This is a genomic window from Streptomyces sp. ACA25, assembly GCF_028200735.1.
Lineage (GTDB): Bacteria > Actinomycetota > Actinomycetes > Streptomycetales > Streptomycetaceae > Streptomyces.
This window is the reverse complement of sequence record NZ_JAQKPV010000006.1, coordinates 1-15,572: the sequence shown is the minus strand read 5'-3', so window position 1 is coordinate 15,572 and position 15,572 is coordinate 1. Positions and strand designations below refer to the sequence as shown.

General features: G+C 68.0%; 11 protein-coding genes. 5 read left to right on the top strand and 6 right to left on the bottom strand.

Going from position 1 to position 15,572, the window contains the following annotated elements; genetic code table 11:
- Positions 1 to 247: 247 nt before the first annotated feature.
- Positions 248 to 664, bottom strand: a complete 417-nt coding sequence (locus PJ985_RS11465; RefSeq protein ID WP_333909847.1) for a hypothetical protein — start codon at positions 662 to 664, stop codon at positions 248 to 250.
- Between the two features lie 332 nt (positions 665 to 996).
- Positions 997 to 2,115, bottom strand: a complete 1,119-nt coding sequence (gene proB, locus PJ985_RS11460) for a glutamate 5-kinase (RefSeq protein ID WP_443033466.1) — start codon at positions 2,113 to 2,115, stop codon at positions 997 to 999.
- A 158-nt stretch (positions 2,116 to 2,273) separates the two neighbouring features.
- On the opposite strand from proB, the gene PJ985_RS11455 reads away from it, so the two are divergent.
- Complete coding sequence (locus tag PJ985_RS11455; RefSeq protein WP_271683568.1) at positions 2,274 to 3,740, top strand: AAA family ATPase; 1,467 nt, start codon at positions 2,274 to 2,276, stop codon at positions 3,738 to 3,740.
- Between the two features lie 30 nt (positions 3,741 to 3,770).
- Here the strand turns inward: PJ985_RS11455 and PJ985_RS11450 are convergent, their stop codons facing one another.
- Both PJ985_RS11450 and PJ985_RS11445 read right to left on the bottom strand, forming a co-directional pair.
- Positions 3,771 to 4,118 (bottom strand): hypothetical protein, encoded by a 348-nt coding sequence (locus tag PJ985_RS11450; RefSeq protein ID WP_271683567.1) that lies wholly within the window; start codon positions 4,116 to 4,118, stop codon positions 3,771 to 3,773.
- Positions 4,112 to 4,561, bottom strand: coding sequence for an ATP-binding protein (locus PJ985_RS11445; RefSeq protein ID WP_271683566.1), 450 nt, complete (start codon positions 4,559 to 4,561; stop codon positions 4,112 to 4,114). Before PJ985_RS11445 ends, PJ985_RS11450 begins: the two co-directional genes overlap by 7 nt.
- Positions 4,562 to 4,707: 146 nt before the next feature.
- Between PJ985_RS11445 and PJ985_RS11440 the strand changes: the two genes are divergently transcribed.
- Together PJ985_RS11440 and PJ985_RS11435 are read left to right on the top strand one after the other, a co-directional pair.
- Entirely contained in the window at positions 4,708 to 5,538 is an 831-nt protein-coding gene (locus PJ985_RS11440) for a helix-turn-helix domain-containing protein (RefSeq protein WP_271683565.1), read from the top strand.
- Positions 5,535 to 5,717, top strand: a complete 183-nt coding sequence (locus tag PJ985_RS11435; protein WP_271683564.1) for a DUF397 domain-containing protein — start codon at positions 5,535 to 5,537, stop codon at positions 5,715 to 5,717. Before PJ985_RS11440 ends, PJ985_RS11435 begins: the two co-directional genes overlap by 4 nt.
- A 298-nt stretch (positions 5,718 to 6,015) precedes the next feature.
- Here the strand turns inward: PJ985_RS11435 and PJ985_RS11430 are convergent, their stop codons facing one another.
- Positions 6,016 to 6,777 (bottom strand): hypothetical protein, encoded by a 762-nt coding sequence (locus PJ985_RS11430; RefSeq protein WP_271683563.1) that lies wholly within the window; start codon positions 6,775 to 6,777, stop codon positions 6,016 to 6,018.
- A gap of 174 nt (positions 6,778 to 6,951) precedes the next feature.
- On the opposite strand from PJ985_RS11430, the gene PJ985_RS11425 reads away from it, so the two are divergent.
- Together PJ985_RS11425 and PJ985_RS11420 are read left to right on the top strand one after the other, a co-directional pair.
- The gene (locus tag PJ985_RS11425) at positions 6,952 to 7,782 is read left to right on the top strand and encodes a helix-turn-helix domain-containing protein (protein WP_271683562.1); all 831 of its coding nucleotides are present in this window, start codon (positions 6,952 to 6,954) and stop codon (positions 7,780 to 7,782) included.
- The gene (locus tag PJ985_RS11420; protein ID WP_271683561.1) at positions 7,779 to 7,961 is read left to right on the top strand and encodes a DUF397 domain-containing protein; all 183 of its coding nucleotides are present in this window, start codon (positions 7,779 to 7,781) and stop codon (positions 7,959 to 7,961) included. The genes PJ985_RS11425 and PJ985_RS11420 overlap by 4 nt, the downstream gene beginning before the upstream one ends.
- Positions 7,962 to 8,707: 746 nt before the next feature.
- Here PJ985_RS11420 and PJ985_RS11415 read toward each other — a convergent pair.
- Positions 8,708 to 15,445, bottom strand: a complete 6,738-nt coding sequence (locus PJ985_RS11415; protein ID WP_271683560.1) for a polymorphic toxin-type HINT domain-containing protein — start codon at positions 15,443 to 15,445, stop codon at positions 8,708 to 8,710.
- Positions 15,446 to 15,572 lie beyond the last annotated feature (127 nt).

The window sequence follows — 15,572 nt, the reverse complement described above, 5'->3', positions numbered from 1 at the left end:
GTAACCGGGTCCCTGCCCGTGACGACCGCTGTCCGGACTGCGGAACAGCCACCGGCACAACCGCCCCGCCGGCCCGGCCCGTACCGCCGGGAGAACCCGTACCGCCGGGGTGACCCGCGTGCCTGCACGCGCGGGTGCCCCGTACAGGGGCGGAGGCGGCGCCTCTTCCCCGGCGCCGCCCCCGTCCCGTGCCGCGGTACCGGCGCCCGGCCGTTCCACCGGCGCCGGCCGCCATCCCGCTGCCGCCCTAATACGGGTGCACGCCGACCGGCACGGCCGGCGGCGGCCCGTACCCCTCCGCGACGCGCTGGTGATAGGTGGACCGCCCGATGACCTCCAGGCCGACAATCTCCCAGGGCGGCAGCTGGGCGGTGCGCCGGTGCTCACCCCAGAGCCGCAGAGCGACCGCTGCGGCGTCGTGCAGGTCCCGTGCTTGTTCCCAGTAGCGGATCTCGGCATGGTCCTCGGCGTAGCGGCTCGTCAGCAGAAAGGGGTGTTCGTGGGCGAGCTGCTCCAGGGCGCGGCGCACATCCGTCAGAGGCGCCGCCTCCCCGGACACGCTGAGAGTGATGTGCCAAAGCCGGAAAGCGTCATCGCTTTCGGCCTCTCCCGGGTCTTCGCGCTCAGCGCGTCGGCCTCCGTCGACGCTGGCCAGTCGTCTCACCGGCAGCCTCCTGACATAGTGCTGTGGGGTGTGGTGCTGCTGTCGGGCGTAGTGCGCGTGGTGCGTGGACTGATGGTGCTGGGGGATCCGGATGACCCGTGCGGTGCGGCGCGGTGCTGCTCGGCTGGTGCTGTGGGGGTGCCGGCCGCACGGAGAACCGGACGCGCTGCCCCGCCGGTCCGGCGGAACACCGCGAGGCAAAGTTGACCAGCTCATGGCCGGCCGTGTGGCGGTTTCGACGAAGCTGCCACATAAACCCGGGAACTCCTGCACTCCGGCGCACGCCCGTGCACGACTCCCGGCATGCCGCGTCCGTCCGGCTGCCGGCGGCGTCAGGCCCGCAGCAGTACCAGGTCATCGCGGTGCACGACCTCTCTCTCGTACGCGGAGCCGAGCTCCCTGGCCAGCTCCCGGGTCGAACGCCCGAGCAGCTGGGGAATCTCCTTGGCGTCGAAGTTGACGAGCCCGCGCGCGACGGCCTGCCCGGTCTCGTCCCGCAGCTCGATCGGCTCCCCGGCGGTGAAGTCGCCGTCGACGGCGGTGATCCCGGCCGGCAGCAGCGAGCTGCCCCGCTCGGTGATGGCCTGGACGGCGCCCGCGTCCAGCGTGACGCTGCCGCGCGGGGACGAGGCGTGGGCCAGCCAGAGCAGCCGGCCGGTCTCGCGACGCCCGGTGGGGTGGAAGTAGGTGCCGGTCGGCGCCCCGGACAGGGCATCCGCGGCCCGGCTCGCGGAGGTCAGCACCACCGGCACACCCGCGCCGGTGGCGATCCGGGCAGCCTCGACCTTGGTGACCATCCCGCCGGTGCCCAGCCCGGCCTTGCCTGCGCTGCCGATCCGGACACCCTCGAGGTCGCCGGGGCCGGAGACCTCGTCGATCCGGGTGGTGCCGGGCCGCCGCGGGTCCCCGTCGTACAGGCCGTCCACATCGGACAGCAGCACCAGCAGGTCGGCCCGCACCAGGTGCGCGACGAGCGCGGCGAGCCGGTCGTTGTCGCCGAAGCGGATCTCGTCGGTGGCCACCGTGTCGTTCTCGTTCACCACCGGCACGGTGCCCATGGCCAGGAGCTGGTCCAGCGTCCGGTAGGCGTTCCGGTAGTGCACCCGGTGGCTGGTGTCATGGGTGGTGAGCAGCACCTGCCCGACGCGCCTCGCATAGCGGGCGAACGAGGCGGTGTACCGGGCGAGCAGCAGCCCTTGCCCGACGCTGGCGGCGGCCTGCTGACGGGCCAGGTCCGCGGGCCTGCGCAGCAGCCCCAGCGGTGCCAGCCCGGCGGCGATGGCACCGGAGGACACCAGCACGACCTGCTTGTCCTCGTAGCGCGCCAGCACGTCGACGAGCGCGTCCACCCGGTCGGCGTCGAGCCCTCCCGCCGCGGTGGTAAGCGAGGACGAACCGATCTTGACGACGATCCTGCGGGCTTCCACCACGCCCTGCCGCACCGCTGCCACTGTCAGTCCCTCGCGCTCGGTCGGGCCCCCGGCGGCACCGGGTGCCTCTCCCCCGCAATCTACGCCACAGCCCCTCCCGCCGGGGCCTCACCCCACAATGAGGGCTACAGCTATCATAGGCGCAGCTATCATTACCGGAGTCATCTCCAGGAGCCAGGATGCAGAAACCGCAGCAGCTCTTCGGCCGGGACGCCGAGTGGCACGCGCTCGACGACTTCACAGCTCCCGGACCGCTCGGGGCGTCCCTCGGCCTGGTGTACGGCCGTCGCCGCCAAGGCAAGACCCTCATGCTGGAGCTTCTCGCCCAGGAAACCAGCGGCTTCCTGTTCGCCGCGACACAGCAGAGCGAGGCACAGAACCTCGCCGACCTCGGGGCCGCCCTGGCCGGCCACCGCGGGCTGCGCCGCCCCCTGCTCCTCACCGACTGGCGCGAAGCCCTGGAAGAGCTGCTGGCGCTCGGCGAGGAGCGGTCCGTGCCCGTGATCATCGACGAGTTCCCCTACCTCGTCAGCACAACCCCAGCGCTTCCCTCATACCTTCAGCAGGCGCTCAGCCCGCTCAGCCACGCCAAGCAGCACACCCGCACCCGGCTCATCCTCTGCGGCAGCGCCCTGACCGTCATGACGCAACTGCTCGGCGGCGGCGCTCCGCTGCGCGGCCGCGCCTCCCTCGAACTTGTCGTCCGGCCCTTCCGCTACCGCGAGGCTGCGGCCTTCTGGGGTGTGGACGACCGCCCTGAGCTCGCCTTCCAGCTGGATGCCCTGGTCGGGGGCACCCCGGCCTACCGCGACATGTGCGGCGGTGCGGGCCCGGACAGCCTGGCCGGCTTCGGCCCGTGGGTGCAACAGCGACTGCTGAGCCCCGCCTCCGCCATGTTCCGCGAGGGCGGCCTGCTCCTGCGCGAGGAACCGACCATCACCGACCCCACCTCCTACACCGCGGTACTCGCGGCGATCAGCGCGGGTAACCACCGGCGGTCCGAGATCGCCTCGGCCCTCGGCCGCAACAGCGGCGCGCTCGCCCATCTGCTGTCGGGCCTGCAGGACATCGGGCTGGTGGAACAGGCCGACGACGCGCTGCGGGACAAACGCAGTGTCTTCCGGGTCACCGAACCCGTCGTCCGGCTGCACCAGCTGCTGATCCGACGACGCGAACCGGAACTCGTCATCGGCCGCGCCCAGCAGGTGTGGGACGGCAGCGCGGACACCGTGGCCGCCCGAATCTACGGCCCTCACCTGGAGGATCTGGCCCGCCGGTGGTGCTTCGAGCACGCCTCGCCCGCAACCCTCGGCGGCCAGGCCTCCCGTGTCCTGCCCACCGAGATCCCCTGCCGCGAACACCGGCAGGGACACGAACTCGACCTGGTCATCGTGGAGTCCCCGCCCCACGGACCCGACCGCGTCACAGCGATCGGCGAGGTCAAGGCCACGACGGCGCCGATGGGCATCAACCAGCTCGAGCGGCTGGAACACCTGCGGACCCTGCTACCGAGCGCCAAGGTGCAGCAGCTCCCCAAGCTGCTCCTGTGCGCCCGCTCCGGTTTCACCTCCGACCTCCGCGGCACGGCCGGGGCGCGCAGCGACATCGAGCTGATCGACCTCCCCCGCCTCTACCACGGTGACTGAGCCGCCTCCGGCCCTCCGCCCGTCCACCGGTCAGCCGGCAGGGCTCCCCGGCACAGCAGACACCGCGTAGCGCACCGGGCCGTCGCGGACGAGCAGTGCGTAGCCGCGGCCCGCTTCCAGCCGCGCCCATGCCCGCTCGGACTCTGCGCGGTCCGCCAGCCAGTCCCGTACCGGCCGCGCGGCGGGCGGATCCAGCTGATCGGCGACGTGCGCCGCGCGCCAGGCCAGCCACAGCACCGCTCCCCAGGCCGACGCCACCTCGTGCGCCCCGAGCCGGTGAAGCCGCGGCTCCCCCACCGTGTAGGCCACGCACTCACAGAAGAACGTGCGGCCGGTCAGCGCCACCGGCGAGGGAAACGACGGCGCGATGGTCAGCACGGGTCGACCGGCCCGCCCGGCAGGCACAGCTGCGCCCAGACCGTTTTCCCCGGCCCGGGCCTGCGCTCCGCCACACCCCAGCGGAGCGCCACGGCAGCGACCAGCGCCAGCCCACGACCCGCCTCGGCGTCGGAGGCGGCTCCCGGAGCAGCGGGCGACGGACGCGTGTCGCCCCGGGCGTCCGTGACCGCGACCCAGAGCCGGCCGGGCACCCGGACGAGGCGGACCTCGAAGTCCCGCCCCGGCAACCGCCCGTGCGTCACGGCGTTTGCGGCCAGCTCGCCCACCACCAGGGCCACGGCGTCGGAGGCGTCACTGCCGTGCGGCACGCCCCAGTCGGCGAGCTGCTGCACGGCCAGCAGCCGGGCCAGCCGGGCACCACGCGGGGTCGAGCTGAAGCGCTGGCGGAACACCGGGGCGCGGAGGAGTTTCTCGGCTTGCATGCCCTCGATCCTGTACCGCCCGCACCGCCCGGAGCAGGGCCACGACCGGCACAGAACGTACTCGGCCCGGTACCCAGGGTGGACACCGGCGGGGCGGAACCGCCACGCTGGGCACCGCACGACGGACATCGGGGAAGAAGGCACACATGGCACGCGCACCGGGCGGCTGGGACACCGCAGAACCCTCGGACGGGCAACGCGCCCTCGGCGCACAGATCAAACACCTCCGCGAACGCGCCGGCCTCACCCAGTTCCAGCTCGGCGAACGCATCGGCTACGGCGAGGACCAGGTCCGCAAAGTCGAAGCCGGCAAACGCCCCGCCAAACCCGAGTTCCTCCGCGGCGCCGAAGAAGTCCTCAACAGCGGAGGACTCCTGGAAGTCGCCGCCCGCAAACTCACCCGCACCCGCTTCCCCGCCCACTTCCAGGACGTCGCCCGACTCGAAGAAGACGCCATCCGCCGCTACGACTACGAATGCCGCCTCATCCCTGGCCTCCTCCAGACCAAGGCCTACGCCCACGCACTGATCTCCTCGTACCGCCCCGCCCTGGACGACGAGACGATCGAGCAACGCGTGACCGCCCGCCTGGAGCGACAGTCACTCCTCACCCGCAAGCCCACTGTCGAGACATCCTTCATCATCACCGAGCCGGCGCTACTCTGGCCGCTGGGCGGCAGGAGCGTGCTCCGCACACAGCTTCACCACCTCCTGGACTGCTCGCAGCTGCGCAACGTCGCCCTGCAGGTCATGCCCCACTCGCGAAGCTCCCACTGCGGATTCGGCGGCCCCATGGTGCTGCTGGAGGACAGCGGACACGAATGGTTCGCCTACCTCGAATCCCAGGACATCGGCGTGGTGTTGTCCGACCGGAAACAGGTCAGCAACCTCAGCCTGCGCTATGACACACTGCGCTCCCAGGCCCTCGACATCGAGGAATCGTCCCGTCTCATCGAGCGCGCGGCAGGAGAGCTATGAGCACCGAACTGGCATGGTTCAAGAGCAGCTACAGCGGCCCTTCCGGAGACAACTGCATCGAGGTGGCCACCACCCCCACCACCATCCACATCCGCGACTCCAAAACCCCCCACAGCCCCCACCTCACCCTCACCCCCACCACCTGGACCACCTTCCTCACCACGCTCAACCCCAGCTGACTGTTCATGACGTGCTGCTCTGGCCGAGAGCCGACGCAGTCAGCGCACACCCCAACCTGGGTCGCCCTGACGGTAGCTCCCGCTTGGCAGTCCGAAAAGGGGCCGCTGGCGTAGCCAGTCGCCTATATCCGCCACCTGCGGCATGGTCCGCCTGTCGATCACAGCCTCGGCCTCCACCACCAAGACCGTCAGCTTCCGCACATGGGCCCCAGCGCGGACTCAACAAGGGCCCCGGTCTCTTATTCCGGACGATATGTTCCGATGAAAGTCCTGCGGAATGCTCATGCGATACGGCCACCTACCGCCCTGATGGTCCATAATTGGCGGTCAGCGCTGCCGCATACTCGGCCGGGACAGCACGATCCGAGAGACTCAGCTGCAGATACGAGTCCAGTGCGTCTGAAACCTCGAGAAAGGGGCCGAACTGCTCTTGCCATTTATCTCGTGCAGCCAGATTCGGAAAACCACGGAAAACTCCAACCTCAGGGCACCTCTCACCCCAACATCCCCACCTCCCGGAAGGTCCGGTCACTGCGACGACGTTCGCCGAGATCACGATCGACCCCAGACTGTCACCTTCAGCCTCAAAGCCGACCGCCGCCCAGTAGTCATCCACACTGGCCTCGACGGACAGCGACACTGCCGGGTATCCCAACCGTTCGGGAATGTAGAAGTCGTCACAGTCTGGTTCAAGGACCAGTAGTTCGACATGCCCGTCACCATGCCATCGAGCCATCTCACAGAAAGCCGGCCAGAGTTCCGGGAAGAATACTGCCTCGAACTCACAGAATAGCGAGTCCCCCAAATCTCCCTTGAAAACCTGGCTGGGCAACCTGGCACCCAGATCGAAGATGACAGAACTGCGGGAATAAATGTCCAGATATTCGCAGTGATCAACCACGACCGTACCCTTCTCCACTGTCAGTGTTCCGTGCAAGTCAGGCGCCCGTACCTTTTCCCCCTCACCAGCGATCAGGTCAGGCGCAGCCTCGACTTCTCGTTCGACTAGATCACCTTGTACTTCATCTTGCACCCCACGTCTGCCCTCTGCCGCAGCCACGCTGACACTGCTGCGCCCGCTCATTCACACGCGACCCCAGCGACCGACTGCGCCGTCCGGGGCAGGGCCGCGACCGGCACAGAACGTACTCGGCCCGGTACCCAGGGTGGACACCGGCGGGGCGGAACCGCCACGCTGGGCACCGCACGACGGACATCGGGGAAGAAGGCACACATGGCACGCGCACCGGGCGGCTGGGACACCGCAGAACCCTCGGACGGGCAACGCGCCCTCGGCGCACAGATCAAACACCTCCGCGAACGCGCCGGCCTCACCCAGTTCCAGCTCGGCGAACGCATCGGCTACGGCGAGGACCAGGTCCGCAAAGTCGAAGCCGGCAAACGCCCCGCCAAACCCGAGTTCCTCCGCGGCGCCGAAGAAGTCCTCAACAGCGGAGGACTCCTGGAAGTCGCCGCCCGCAAACTCACCCGCACCCGCTTCCCCGCCCACTTCCAGGACGTCGCCCGACTCGAAGAAGACGCCATCCGCCGCTACGACTACGAATGCCGCCTCATCCCTGGCCTCCTCCAGACCAAGGCCTACGCCCACGCACTGATCTCCGCTCATCGACCGACGCTGGAGCCGGAGGAGGTGGATCAACGCGTGCAAGCCCGCATCGAGCGTCAGGCGCTTCTCAGCCGAAAACCCGTCCTGGAAGCCTCGTTCATCATTACGGAGACCGCTCTGCTGCAGCCGGTAGGAGGCGTTCCCCTCCTCCGGACACAGCTGCAGCATCTGCTGGAAGCCACCCGTCCCCGCAACGTGGATCTGCAGGTCATGCCGATCTCGGTCGGGGCTCACTGCGGCCTCGACGGCCCGATGACGCTCCTTCAGGACAGTGAGCACGAGTGGTTCGGCTACCTCGAATGCCAGGACGTCGGCGTTGTTCTTTCTGACCGGAAACACGTCAGCTCTCTCAGCCTGCGCTATGACACACTGCGCTCCCAGGCCCTCAACGTCGAGGAGTCGTCCCGTCTCATCGAGCGCATGGCAGGAGAGCTATGAGCACCCAGCTGACCTGGTGCAAGAGCAGCTACAGCGGCAGCTCAGGGGACAACTGCATCGAGGTGGCCACCACCCCCACCACGATCCACATCCGCGACTCCAAGACCCCCGACAGCTCTCACCTCACCCTCACCCCCACCACCTGGACCACCTTCCTCACCACGCTCGACCCCAGCTGATCGAGCTCTTCGAACGGCAATCTCTGCGGCGCAGGAGTCGGCGAACGCTGCTCGGTAGTAATCCCGGCAGCCGTGGCGACTGATGTCCTGGCTGACCGGCGACGTGCACCGGCCGCCACGGCGGCGATCCCCCGCTGCTCCAAACAACCGGACCACGGGAGATCTTCTCCCGAACAGCGAAGGACAACGAAGAGCGGACGGCCATCATGCTCATGGCAGTGCTCTCTACTCAGGGACAAAACTCCCCGCGGGCCTCTACAAGCGTAATCAATTGCTCCGACCAGTTCGAATCAAGCTTCGTTGCCGATGTCGTTGCTGTCAAACGCCCTGAAAGGCCCGGTCAAATCCTCTCCGTCCGGGCCTCCAGGCTCTTGCGTAAGCAGAGTGCTATACCCGTTCCATTCGACTGACCCATCGCTGACATACGTCAACAGTGATCGGCTCGAACAGTTCGGGGCTCGACGCCTCGAACAGGAATTGAGTCAGCAAATCGACGTCCTCTTCATCGATCTCAACACGCTCCAGCATGTGAACTACCCCTGCCCATCGCGGCAAGTGCAGAACGTCAACTTCTCCGGCAATGCACCGCTGAAGTACCTGCCCTACCGCTTTACGATCCAGACGTACGGAAGGTCCTTCGAGTCGATCGCATCGGTTGGCAGCGTCGATCAGCCCGTCCAACGGGTATTCCCATCGAATCAGGCTGGCCAGAGCCTGGCAAGCGCCTATCTGCACGATCCTCACCCTCACTTGAACTTGATGTGCGCAATTCTGCCATCAGGGAGGAACGTCGTCTTGTAAGCCAACTCCGTGACTCCTTCGGCGTCTACCCGCTTCCGATACACCGCGTACGACCCGGGAACCCTTCCGGGTACCTTGTAGCTGAATTCCGCACCGCCTCCACGGAGTCGAATGATCTGCGGAATCTCGGCATCTCCAGGACTCTTCTTCATGAAGCCAGTGAGGTTCTTACGCAATGCTGGAGACAGATCATCGACGCCCGAAGCAGCAGCAACCTTTTCACCCCGTGTCAGGTTTGTGCCGCAGGTTCCACCCGAGTTATGAACGAGTACCGGGGTGTGCCCCGCCAGTACATAGTACGTGTGGACGCCCTCGACGGTGAGGTTGTAGACAGTGGTGGTCTCGGCCCAACGCTGGACAGCGGTGACCTGGAGCAGGGCACCGTCGCTGGCCTGTAGCCAGGTTCCAGCCTGCAGGTCAGTAGCGTCCACCCATGTGTCCAGGGCGGGAACCCAGAAGGGGTGACCGTCAGTGGCGACGAGCTCGACTGGAGCGTACTGACCCTCCACAGCGACGGTGAGCGACACGAGGCTCTTCTTGCCAGTGCTGAAGATCTCGGCGGTTACAGTCCGAGCTGTCGTCTCCCCTGTCGTGGGGTCCGTGGCAAGGACCTTGTCGCCGATCTCAATGTCATCAATGGGCTTCGTCTCCCCATCGACCATCAGGACATGCGTACCGGGGAGAAAGCTCTGGCATGGTGAGGTGGCCTTCTTCCCCTTGACAATTTTAAAAGCCTTGCCCCACTTCAAGAACGGGATATCGGTGGCCGCCCATCCACAGCTACCCCATTGGTGATCGTACGCGCATCCTTTCCAATCTTCGTAGCCGAAGACCTGCGAGGAAGCCCACTTGAAGACTTCCCATCCCGTGGCAGTATCACCCGGGTGCATCGCACTTCGTGGATACTCCCCCGTTTCGCGGAAAGTAGTGCAGTGATGACTGTTGCTACCGGCGCACTCATTGGGTTGGCTGACCGGCTGGGTTGAACTTGTGGATGTGGTGGTGTAACTCGCCTGAGTAGCAGAGGAGGACGACTGGTTCCGGCGGAGTCCTTTGCTCTTCGCACTGGTCCATCTCGAGACCGTCTGCGCAATCTTCTTCGCAGCACGAACCAACCTCGAAGGGTCGAAAAAGAGGCCCGTGGGGTCGCTGAATGCCAGGGGGTTGTTGTTGCCGTAGGTGTAGCCGTGGATCTGCTGCGGGTCGACCAGGTCCATGATCGGGTCGAGGGAGATGAAGCGGCCCAGCGCCGGGTCGTACTCGCGCGCCTGCAGGTGCGTCAGGCCGGTAGCGGTGTCGGTGACACCGCCGACGAATCCCCGGCTTCCCGGCCAGTCCTCGCCCGGGTCGTCCCCGCGTAGGCTGCCGAACGGGAGGGTGCGGCGCTGGGTGATGGCCTGCGTGCCGGCCTCGACCGCGAAGTGGCCGGTGCCGTGATGGTCGGCCAGCGTGAAGGAGGCCGTTCCGTCGTTCGTCACGACCGCCATGTGGCCGCCGCCGAGTTCGAGGTAGCGGGTCGCTTCGGCGGTGCTCGAGCCGGTCGGGAGGGTTACCTCGGTGTGGCCCAGGTAGAGGGTGGTCTCTGCGGCGGTGCGGCCGATCAGCCGATTTCCGTCCGCGTCGTACAGGTACTCCGCCGTGGTGCCGTCCGCATCGGTGACCTTCTCGACACGGCCTTCCGCGTTCCACGACAGGGTCTGGGTCTCACCGCCCAGCTGCCGTGACGTGGTGTTGCCGTTGGCGTCGTAGCCGTACTCCTCCAGCGACCGGACACCCGGCGCGTCCTGCACCACCTCGGTGACCGCGTGCGGCTGGGTCTCGGAGTAGCCGTAGGTACGGGTGGTGTCCTGCTCGTGCAGGGTTTCGGTCAGCCGGTTGCCGACCTCGTCGTAGGTGTAGGAGTGGTGATACGGCGCGGGGCCGCCGATCGTGGCCGCGCTGCCGTCCTCCGCGCAGCCCTGCGCTCCCTGGGTCCACGCCTCGGTCAGGCGGCGCAGGTAGTCGTAGCCGAAGCACTGCACGTCCGTACCGGTGCGGGAGACGTCCGCGATGGACTGGACGTTGCCGGCGGGGTCGTAGGCGTAGGTCTCGTGCCGGTCGACGCCCGGCTGGTTCTCACGGTCGACACGGGCGGTCTTCAGGCGCTGGGTGCCCCACTCGTAGGTGTTGGTCGCCCACACCTTCGGCCCGTTGTTCCGGGAGAGTTCGAACTGCAACGGCTTCCCGGTGAGGCTGTAGTTGGCCTCGGCACGCAGACCTGTCTGGCTCAGCGTGGTGGACGTCTGCCTGCGTGTGCCGTCCTCGTACGCGAAGGACACCCCCTGCCCGGGCAGATTTCCGGCCGCCGGAAGCGTCATGCCACGCGTCAGCCCGGAGGCCTCGTACTCGACGCTCGACACGTAGGAGCCGGCGAGGGCCCCCTCGGTCTGCGGGACAATCACTACGGAACGGGTGGACCGGTAGAGCTGGTCGTACTGCACCAGCCTCGTCGTGTAGGCCTGGCCGTTCTCCCAGCGTGTGGAGCTGGCCAGCCTGCCCTTGGCGCCGTTGACCGTGTCGAAGACCCATTCCGCGCGCAGCGGCCCGCTGTCGTCGTCCTCACGGATCTGCGTGCGCCGTCCCAGGCCGTCGTAGACGTAGGCAAGAGTGTCGCCTGCCTCGTTGGTGGTGGAGAGCTTCTGGCCACGGTCGTCGTAGGTGTGGGTGACGGTGCCCGCGTCCGGGTCCGTGCTGGAGATCTGGCGGCCGAGCTGGTCGTAGGTGTACGTCCACCGGTTGCCGGCCGGGTCGGTCACGTCCGCGAGTTCGCCGTGACCGGTGTACGCGTACCGCGTGGTGTCGTAGGAGGCGCTTGCCGTCGGTTCGTGGTGCTGGCGCAGCTCGGTCAGCTGCCCCCGGGCGTCGTTGAGCGTGGTGGTGGCCGTGCCGCCGACCGGGGGGATCACTGTGGTGCGGTCGCCGCCGTGCAGGGTCCTGGCGAGGGAGAGCACCTTGCCGCCGTCGCCGTCACCGGCCATCAGGCGGGATTGGGTCTCCCGGCCCACGCCGTCGTACGTGTGACGGGTCTGGGACTCCACCGTGGATTCGTCGGACGGCAGGAAGAGTGACGCGGACGGCGCGCCCGCGACGTAGTAGGAGGCGAAGGTCTTGCTGGTCAGGCCGCGCTCGTCGTAGAAGGCGTCGGTGAGCAGGCGGCCGCCGTCCGGCCCGGGGTTCTGGGTCTGGCGCTCGCGGAGGAATCCGTCGTAGATGACGTACGAGGTGTCCTGGACGCCCCGGTTGCCGATCGTCTTCGTGCCGACCGCTACGGGCTGCCCCTCGACGATGCGGTAGGTGAATTCGTAGCTCGGGAGCGTCGTGGTGGACCGGTCCGGCAGCCACACCTTCGTGGAGCGGCCGAGCGCGTCGTGTGTCAGGTGGGTGATCTTGCCGTTGGCGTCGGTGACCTTCAGCGGCATCCCTCGGGCGGGATCGATGTCGGTGACCGTGGTCATCGCCGAGGAAGCCACCCCGGTCTTCGCGGGCGGGGTGGTCTCGGTGACCTTCGTGGCGAAGCCGGTGGCCGGGCTGTACACGGTGGTGGCGGTGCGGCCGTCAGTGCGCGGCGTGCGCTGGGGGGTGCCGCTGCCGGTGACCGTGACGTCGGCGGCCAGGTCGGTCGCGGTGAGCGGCCTGCCGTAGCTGTCATGGGTGGCGCCGGATTCGACGTAGGTCGCCGTGGTGCCGTTGTGGTCCTTCAGCTCCGCCGTCCCGGTCACGGAGCCGAACGCCGGGGTCTCGCCGTAGGCCTTGCCGTCGTAGGCGTAGCGGGTGTCGGAGATGACGTCCGAGCTGCGGTCAGGTGTGGCGGAGCAGCGGACGGAGAGGCTTTCCTCGCGGGACGGCAGGTCGAGGAGGTTCTTCGCCGTGTTGGTGGCGTAGGTGGTGCGGGTGCACCGGTCGTCCGTGGTGGTGCTGGTGTCGCCGCGGTCGTCGACCCGGGTGAGGCGGCCGGCGACGGTGTCGTAGGACAGGTACTGCTCGCTGGTGCGCCACTGGCTGCCGGCGCCGTCGTCGAGCGAGGTCCAGGTCTTGGTGTGGGCGGTGCCGGTGAAGTGGGCGGCGAGCGTTCCCCAGTCCCGCACCTTCTTCGCGGTCTCGTGGTGCCAGGGGCGCGAGACGGTTTTCTCCAGAACCTTGCCGTCGACACCGCTGAAGGTGACGGTCTTGTACGCGAAGCCGGCGGCCGAGGCGTGGTCAGTGAGGGGATCGCCCTCGCCCGCGCCGAGCGTGACGGTCACGGTTTTCTTTCCGCCGCTTTCGTTGCGGCGGTCGCCGTCCATGCCGCGCAGGAAGTAGGAGTCGGACTGGGAGATCATCCCGTCCGTACCCTGGCCGCCGGTCCGGACCCGGACGTGGCCGTAACCCCGCCACTGGGACCAGGTCTTCTCCTCTTCGGGGACCAGGCCGCTGCCGTCGTCATAGTGCCAGGCGGCGCCGCCCAGATAGCTGTAGCGGGTCACCTCGTCCGGCGCACCGCCGGTGCGGTCGGTAGCGGTCATCGCGGTGACCACGTACTTGTTGAACCACTGCATGTCCGGGTCGTGCTCGGGTCCGCCGGCCAGGTTCTGCGGGAAGCAGCGGGTGGTGTTGGTCTCGGGGGTGGGCAGGCTGGAGGGCTTGCAGGCCGGGGCGGAGTACTCGACGTCGATCTGGCCGCCGGCCTCGTCCGCCACCGAGGACAGCCGGGCCTTGATGAACGGGGCATAGCCGTCGCCGGTCTCGTCCATGCGGTTGGCGAGCTGGGTGTAGCCGAAGGTGGTCTTCGGCAGGGTGAGAGGAGCGGCGTCGGTGTGGCCGGTGTGCTGGACGCTGGAGAGCAGCAGCTGGTAGTCGATGTCGGCCGTGCCCCAGTGGTGCGCCAGCTTCCAGGAGTCCACCTTCTTCCAGGTGGTGCCGGTGCGGATCTGGGTGGTGACCTCGGTGAGGCGCTTGGTGGTCCAGAAGGTCGGGGAGAAGCGGCCGGAGTCGCAGTCCTCACTGGCCTTGCAGTTCAGGTCCCACGGTGTGTCGTACCAGTAGTGGGCGTTCTGTTCGATGTCCGAGCAGTCGGCACTGCCCCCGGGCAGGCAGCGGTCGCTGTTGGTGAACTGCACCCTGGCCAGGGGGTTCCCGGAGTAGAGGGTGTCCTTGTGCTGGCCGTACTCGATGCGGTCGAGGGTGCCGCCACGGGTGTAGCGGGTGTTCTTCTCCTCGTCGAGGAAGCGGCCGTAGGAGTTCTGTTCCTTGTTGTAGTAGTAGGTGACGGCGTTGCCGCGGGGGTCGACGACGTAGTCGAGGTTCCAGCGCCATGCCTGCTGGCACCAGGCGTCCTTGAGGGTGGCCGAGTGGCACGGGTCGCCGGAGTCGTTGCCGAAGACGGGGACCGTCCACGTCGAGTTGGTGACGGACCGGCCGGAGGACCAGCCGGGCAGCCGGTGGTAGCCGAAGTGGTACTGGACACCGGCGGAGGTGGTCACCCTCCAGTACTCGTTGTCGTTGTCCCCGTTCGCCCGTGCCGAGTCCTTCAGCAGCTCGACCTTGGTGCCGTCATCGTTCGCGAGCTTCCAGGTGTTGCTGCCGGCCGGGACGAGTTCCCCCGCGCTGCCGTTGAAGGAGAGGAACGCGTTGTCGTAGTCCCAGCACAGGTCGCCGACCTTGTGCCCGTCGTCGTTCTCGACGTCGTCGTATCCGCACGGCTTGTACTTTCGCTCGATGTAGCCGGGCCACAGGTCGAACCCGTCGCCCGCCCAGGAGCCCTGGTTGTTGGTCCCTCCGCTGCGGCCGTCGATGCTCCCGGAGGAGTAGGACAGGCCGACGTTCGGCGTCAGTCCACCGGGCACTTCCGGCACGGACATCTCGTGCGACCAGGTGAAGTCACCGGTGTTGAGGTCGGTGTCCCAGGTCGCTGACGGTGCCAGGTCCGTTGCCTTGTAGTCTCCGGACTCGCTCTCGGCTCCTGTCGTGACCGCCAGCACCACGGGCTGGGCGGAAGCGAGGGACACGCTGCCCGCCGTCAGCACCTGGCGCTCGGTGTCGTTCTCCGCCGCGATGGTGGTCCGCTCCTGGCACTCCGGCTTTTCGGGGCTGTCCAGTGCGCATGCGGGAAGCTCCACCAGCGTGAGCCGTGCGGCGTAGTTGCCGCCGAAGGAGTCAGCGAACTCCGAATAGTTGAGCGCCACGTCGGCCTGGGGCGGCTCAGCCGGCCGGAGCACTCCGGACTGCTCCGGCTCCCGGGCAGTGACCGTGATGACCGGGCCTTCCGTGCCCAGGGCGGCGCCGGCCTGCTCGTCCAGGAGCGCGACATCGGCGGTCACGGCCTGGCCGTCCCCGGTGAGGGTGAGGGGCAGATCACCGGCCGCGGCGGGAAGCGTGATCGCCGATGCGGCGGGCAGCGCGACCTCTGCTGTGCCGGGCTCCGGCCACTCAGCCCGCGGCTCCCCCGGCGGGCTGCCCTTCTCGGTGTTCCGCTGCTTGACCTGGAGTCCGTCCCGCCCTTCGACCGGCTCCTCGGAGTCCGGCCGGTCGGGCCGGCCGCTGTCCGCCGCCGCCGACGGCATGGCCGAGGTCTGCAGCAGCGTGACCACCATCATCGCCGACAGCCCGAGAGCCAGCTGACTCCGCAGCCGCCTCGTCGTTCGCCGTGCTCTGCCTGTCCCGCTCATGTATGCCTTCATCCTCAGTGACCACGCCAGCCCCGCCCCAGCACGACTGACAAGCTTGGAAAGACTTCGAACACGCAGGCCCGCGGGAGAGGTGCACCCGGGCTTCACACCGGACGCACCACTCCCG

Coding starts and splice junctions, on each gene's coding strand:
- PJ985_RS11455 (WP_271683568.1), top strand. CDS start 2,274: ATGCAGAAACCGCAGCAGCTCTTCGGCCGGGACGCCGAGTGGCACGCG.
- PJ985_RS11445 (WP_271683566.1), bottom strand. CDS start 4,561: ATGCAAGCCGAGAAACTCCTCCGCGCCCCGGTGTTCCGCCAGCGCTTC.
- PJ985_RS11440 (WP_271683565.1), top strand. CDS start 4,708: ATGGCACGCGCACCGGGCGGCTGGGACACCGCAGAACCCTCGGACGGG.
- PJ985_RS11435 (WP_271683564.1), top strand. CDS start 5,535: ATGAGCACCGAACTGGCATGGTTCAAGAGCAGCTACAGCGGCCCTTCC.
- PJ985_RS11425 (WP_271683562.1), top strand. CDS start 6,952: ATGGCACGCGCACCGGGCGGCTGGGACACCGCAGAACCCTCGGACGGG.
- PJ985_RS11420 (WP_271683561.1), top strand. CDS start 7,779: ATGAGCACCCAGCTGACCTGGTGCAAGAGCAGCTACAGCGGCAGCTCA.
- PJ985_RS11415 (WP_271683560.1), bottom strand. CDS start 15,445: ATGAGCGGGACAGGCAGAGCACGGCGAACGACGAGGCGGCTGCGGAGT.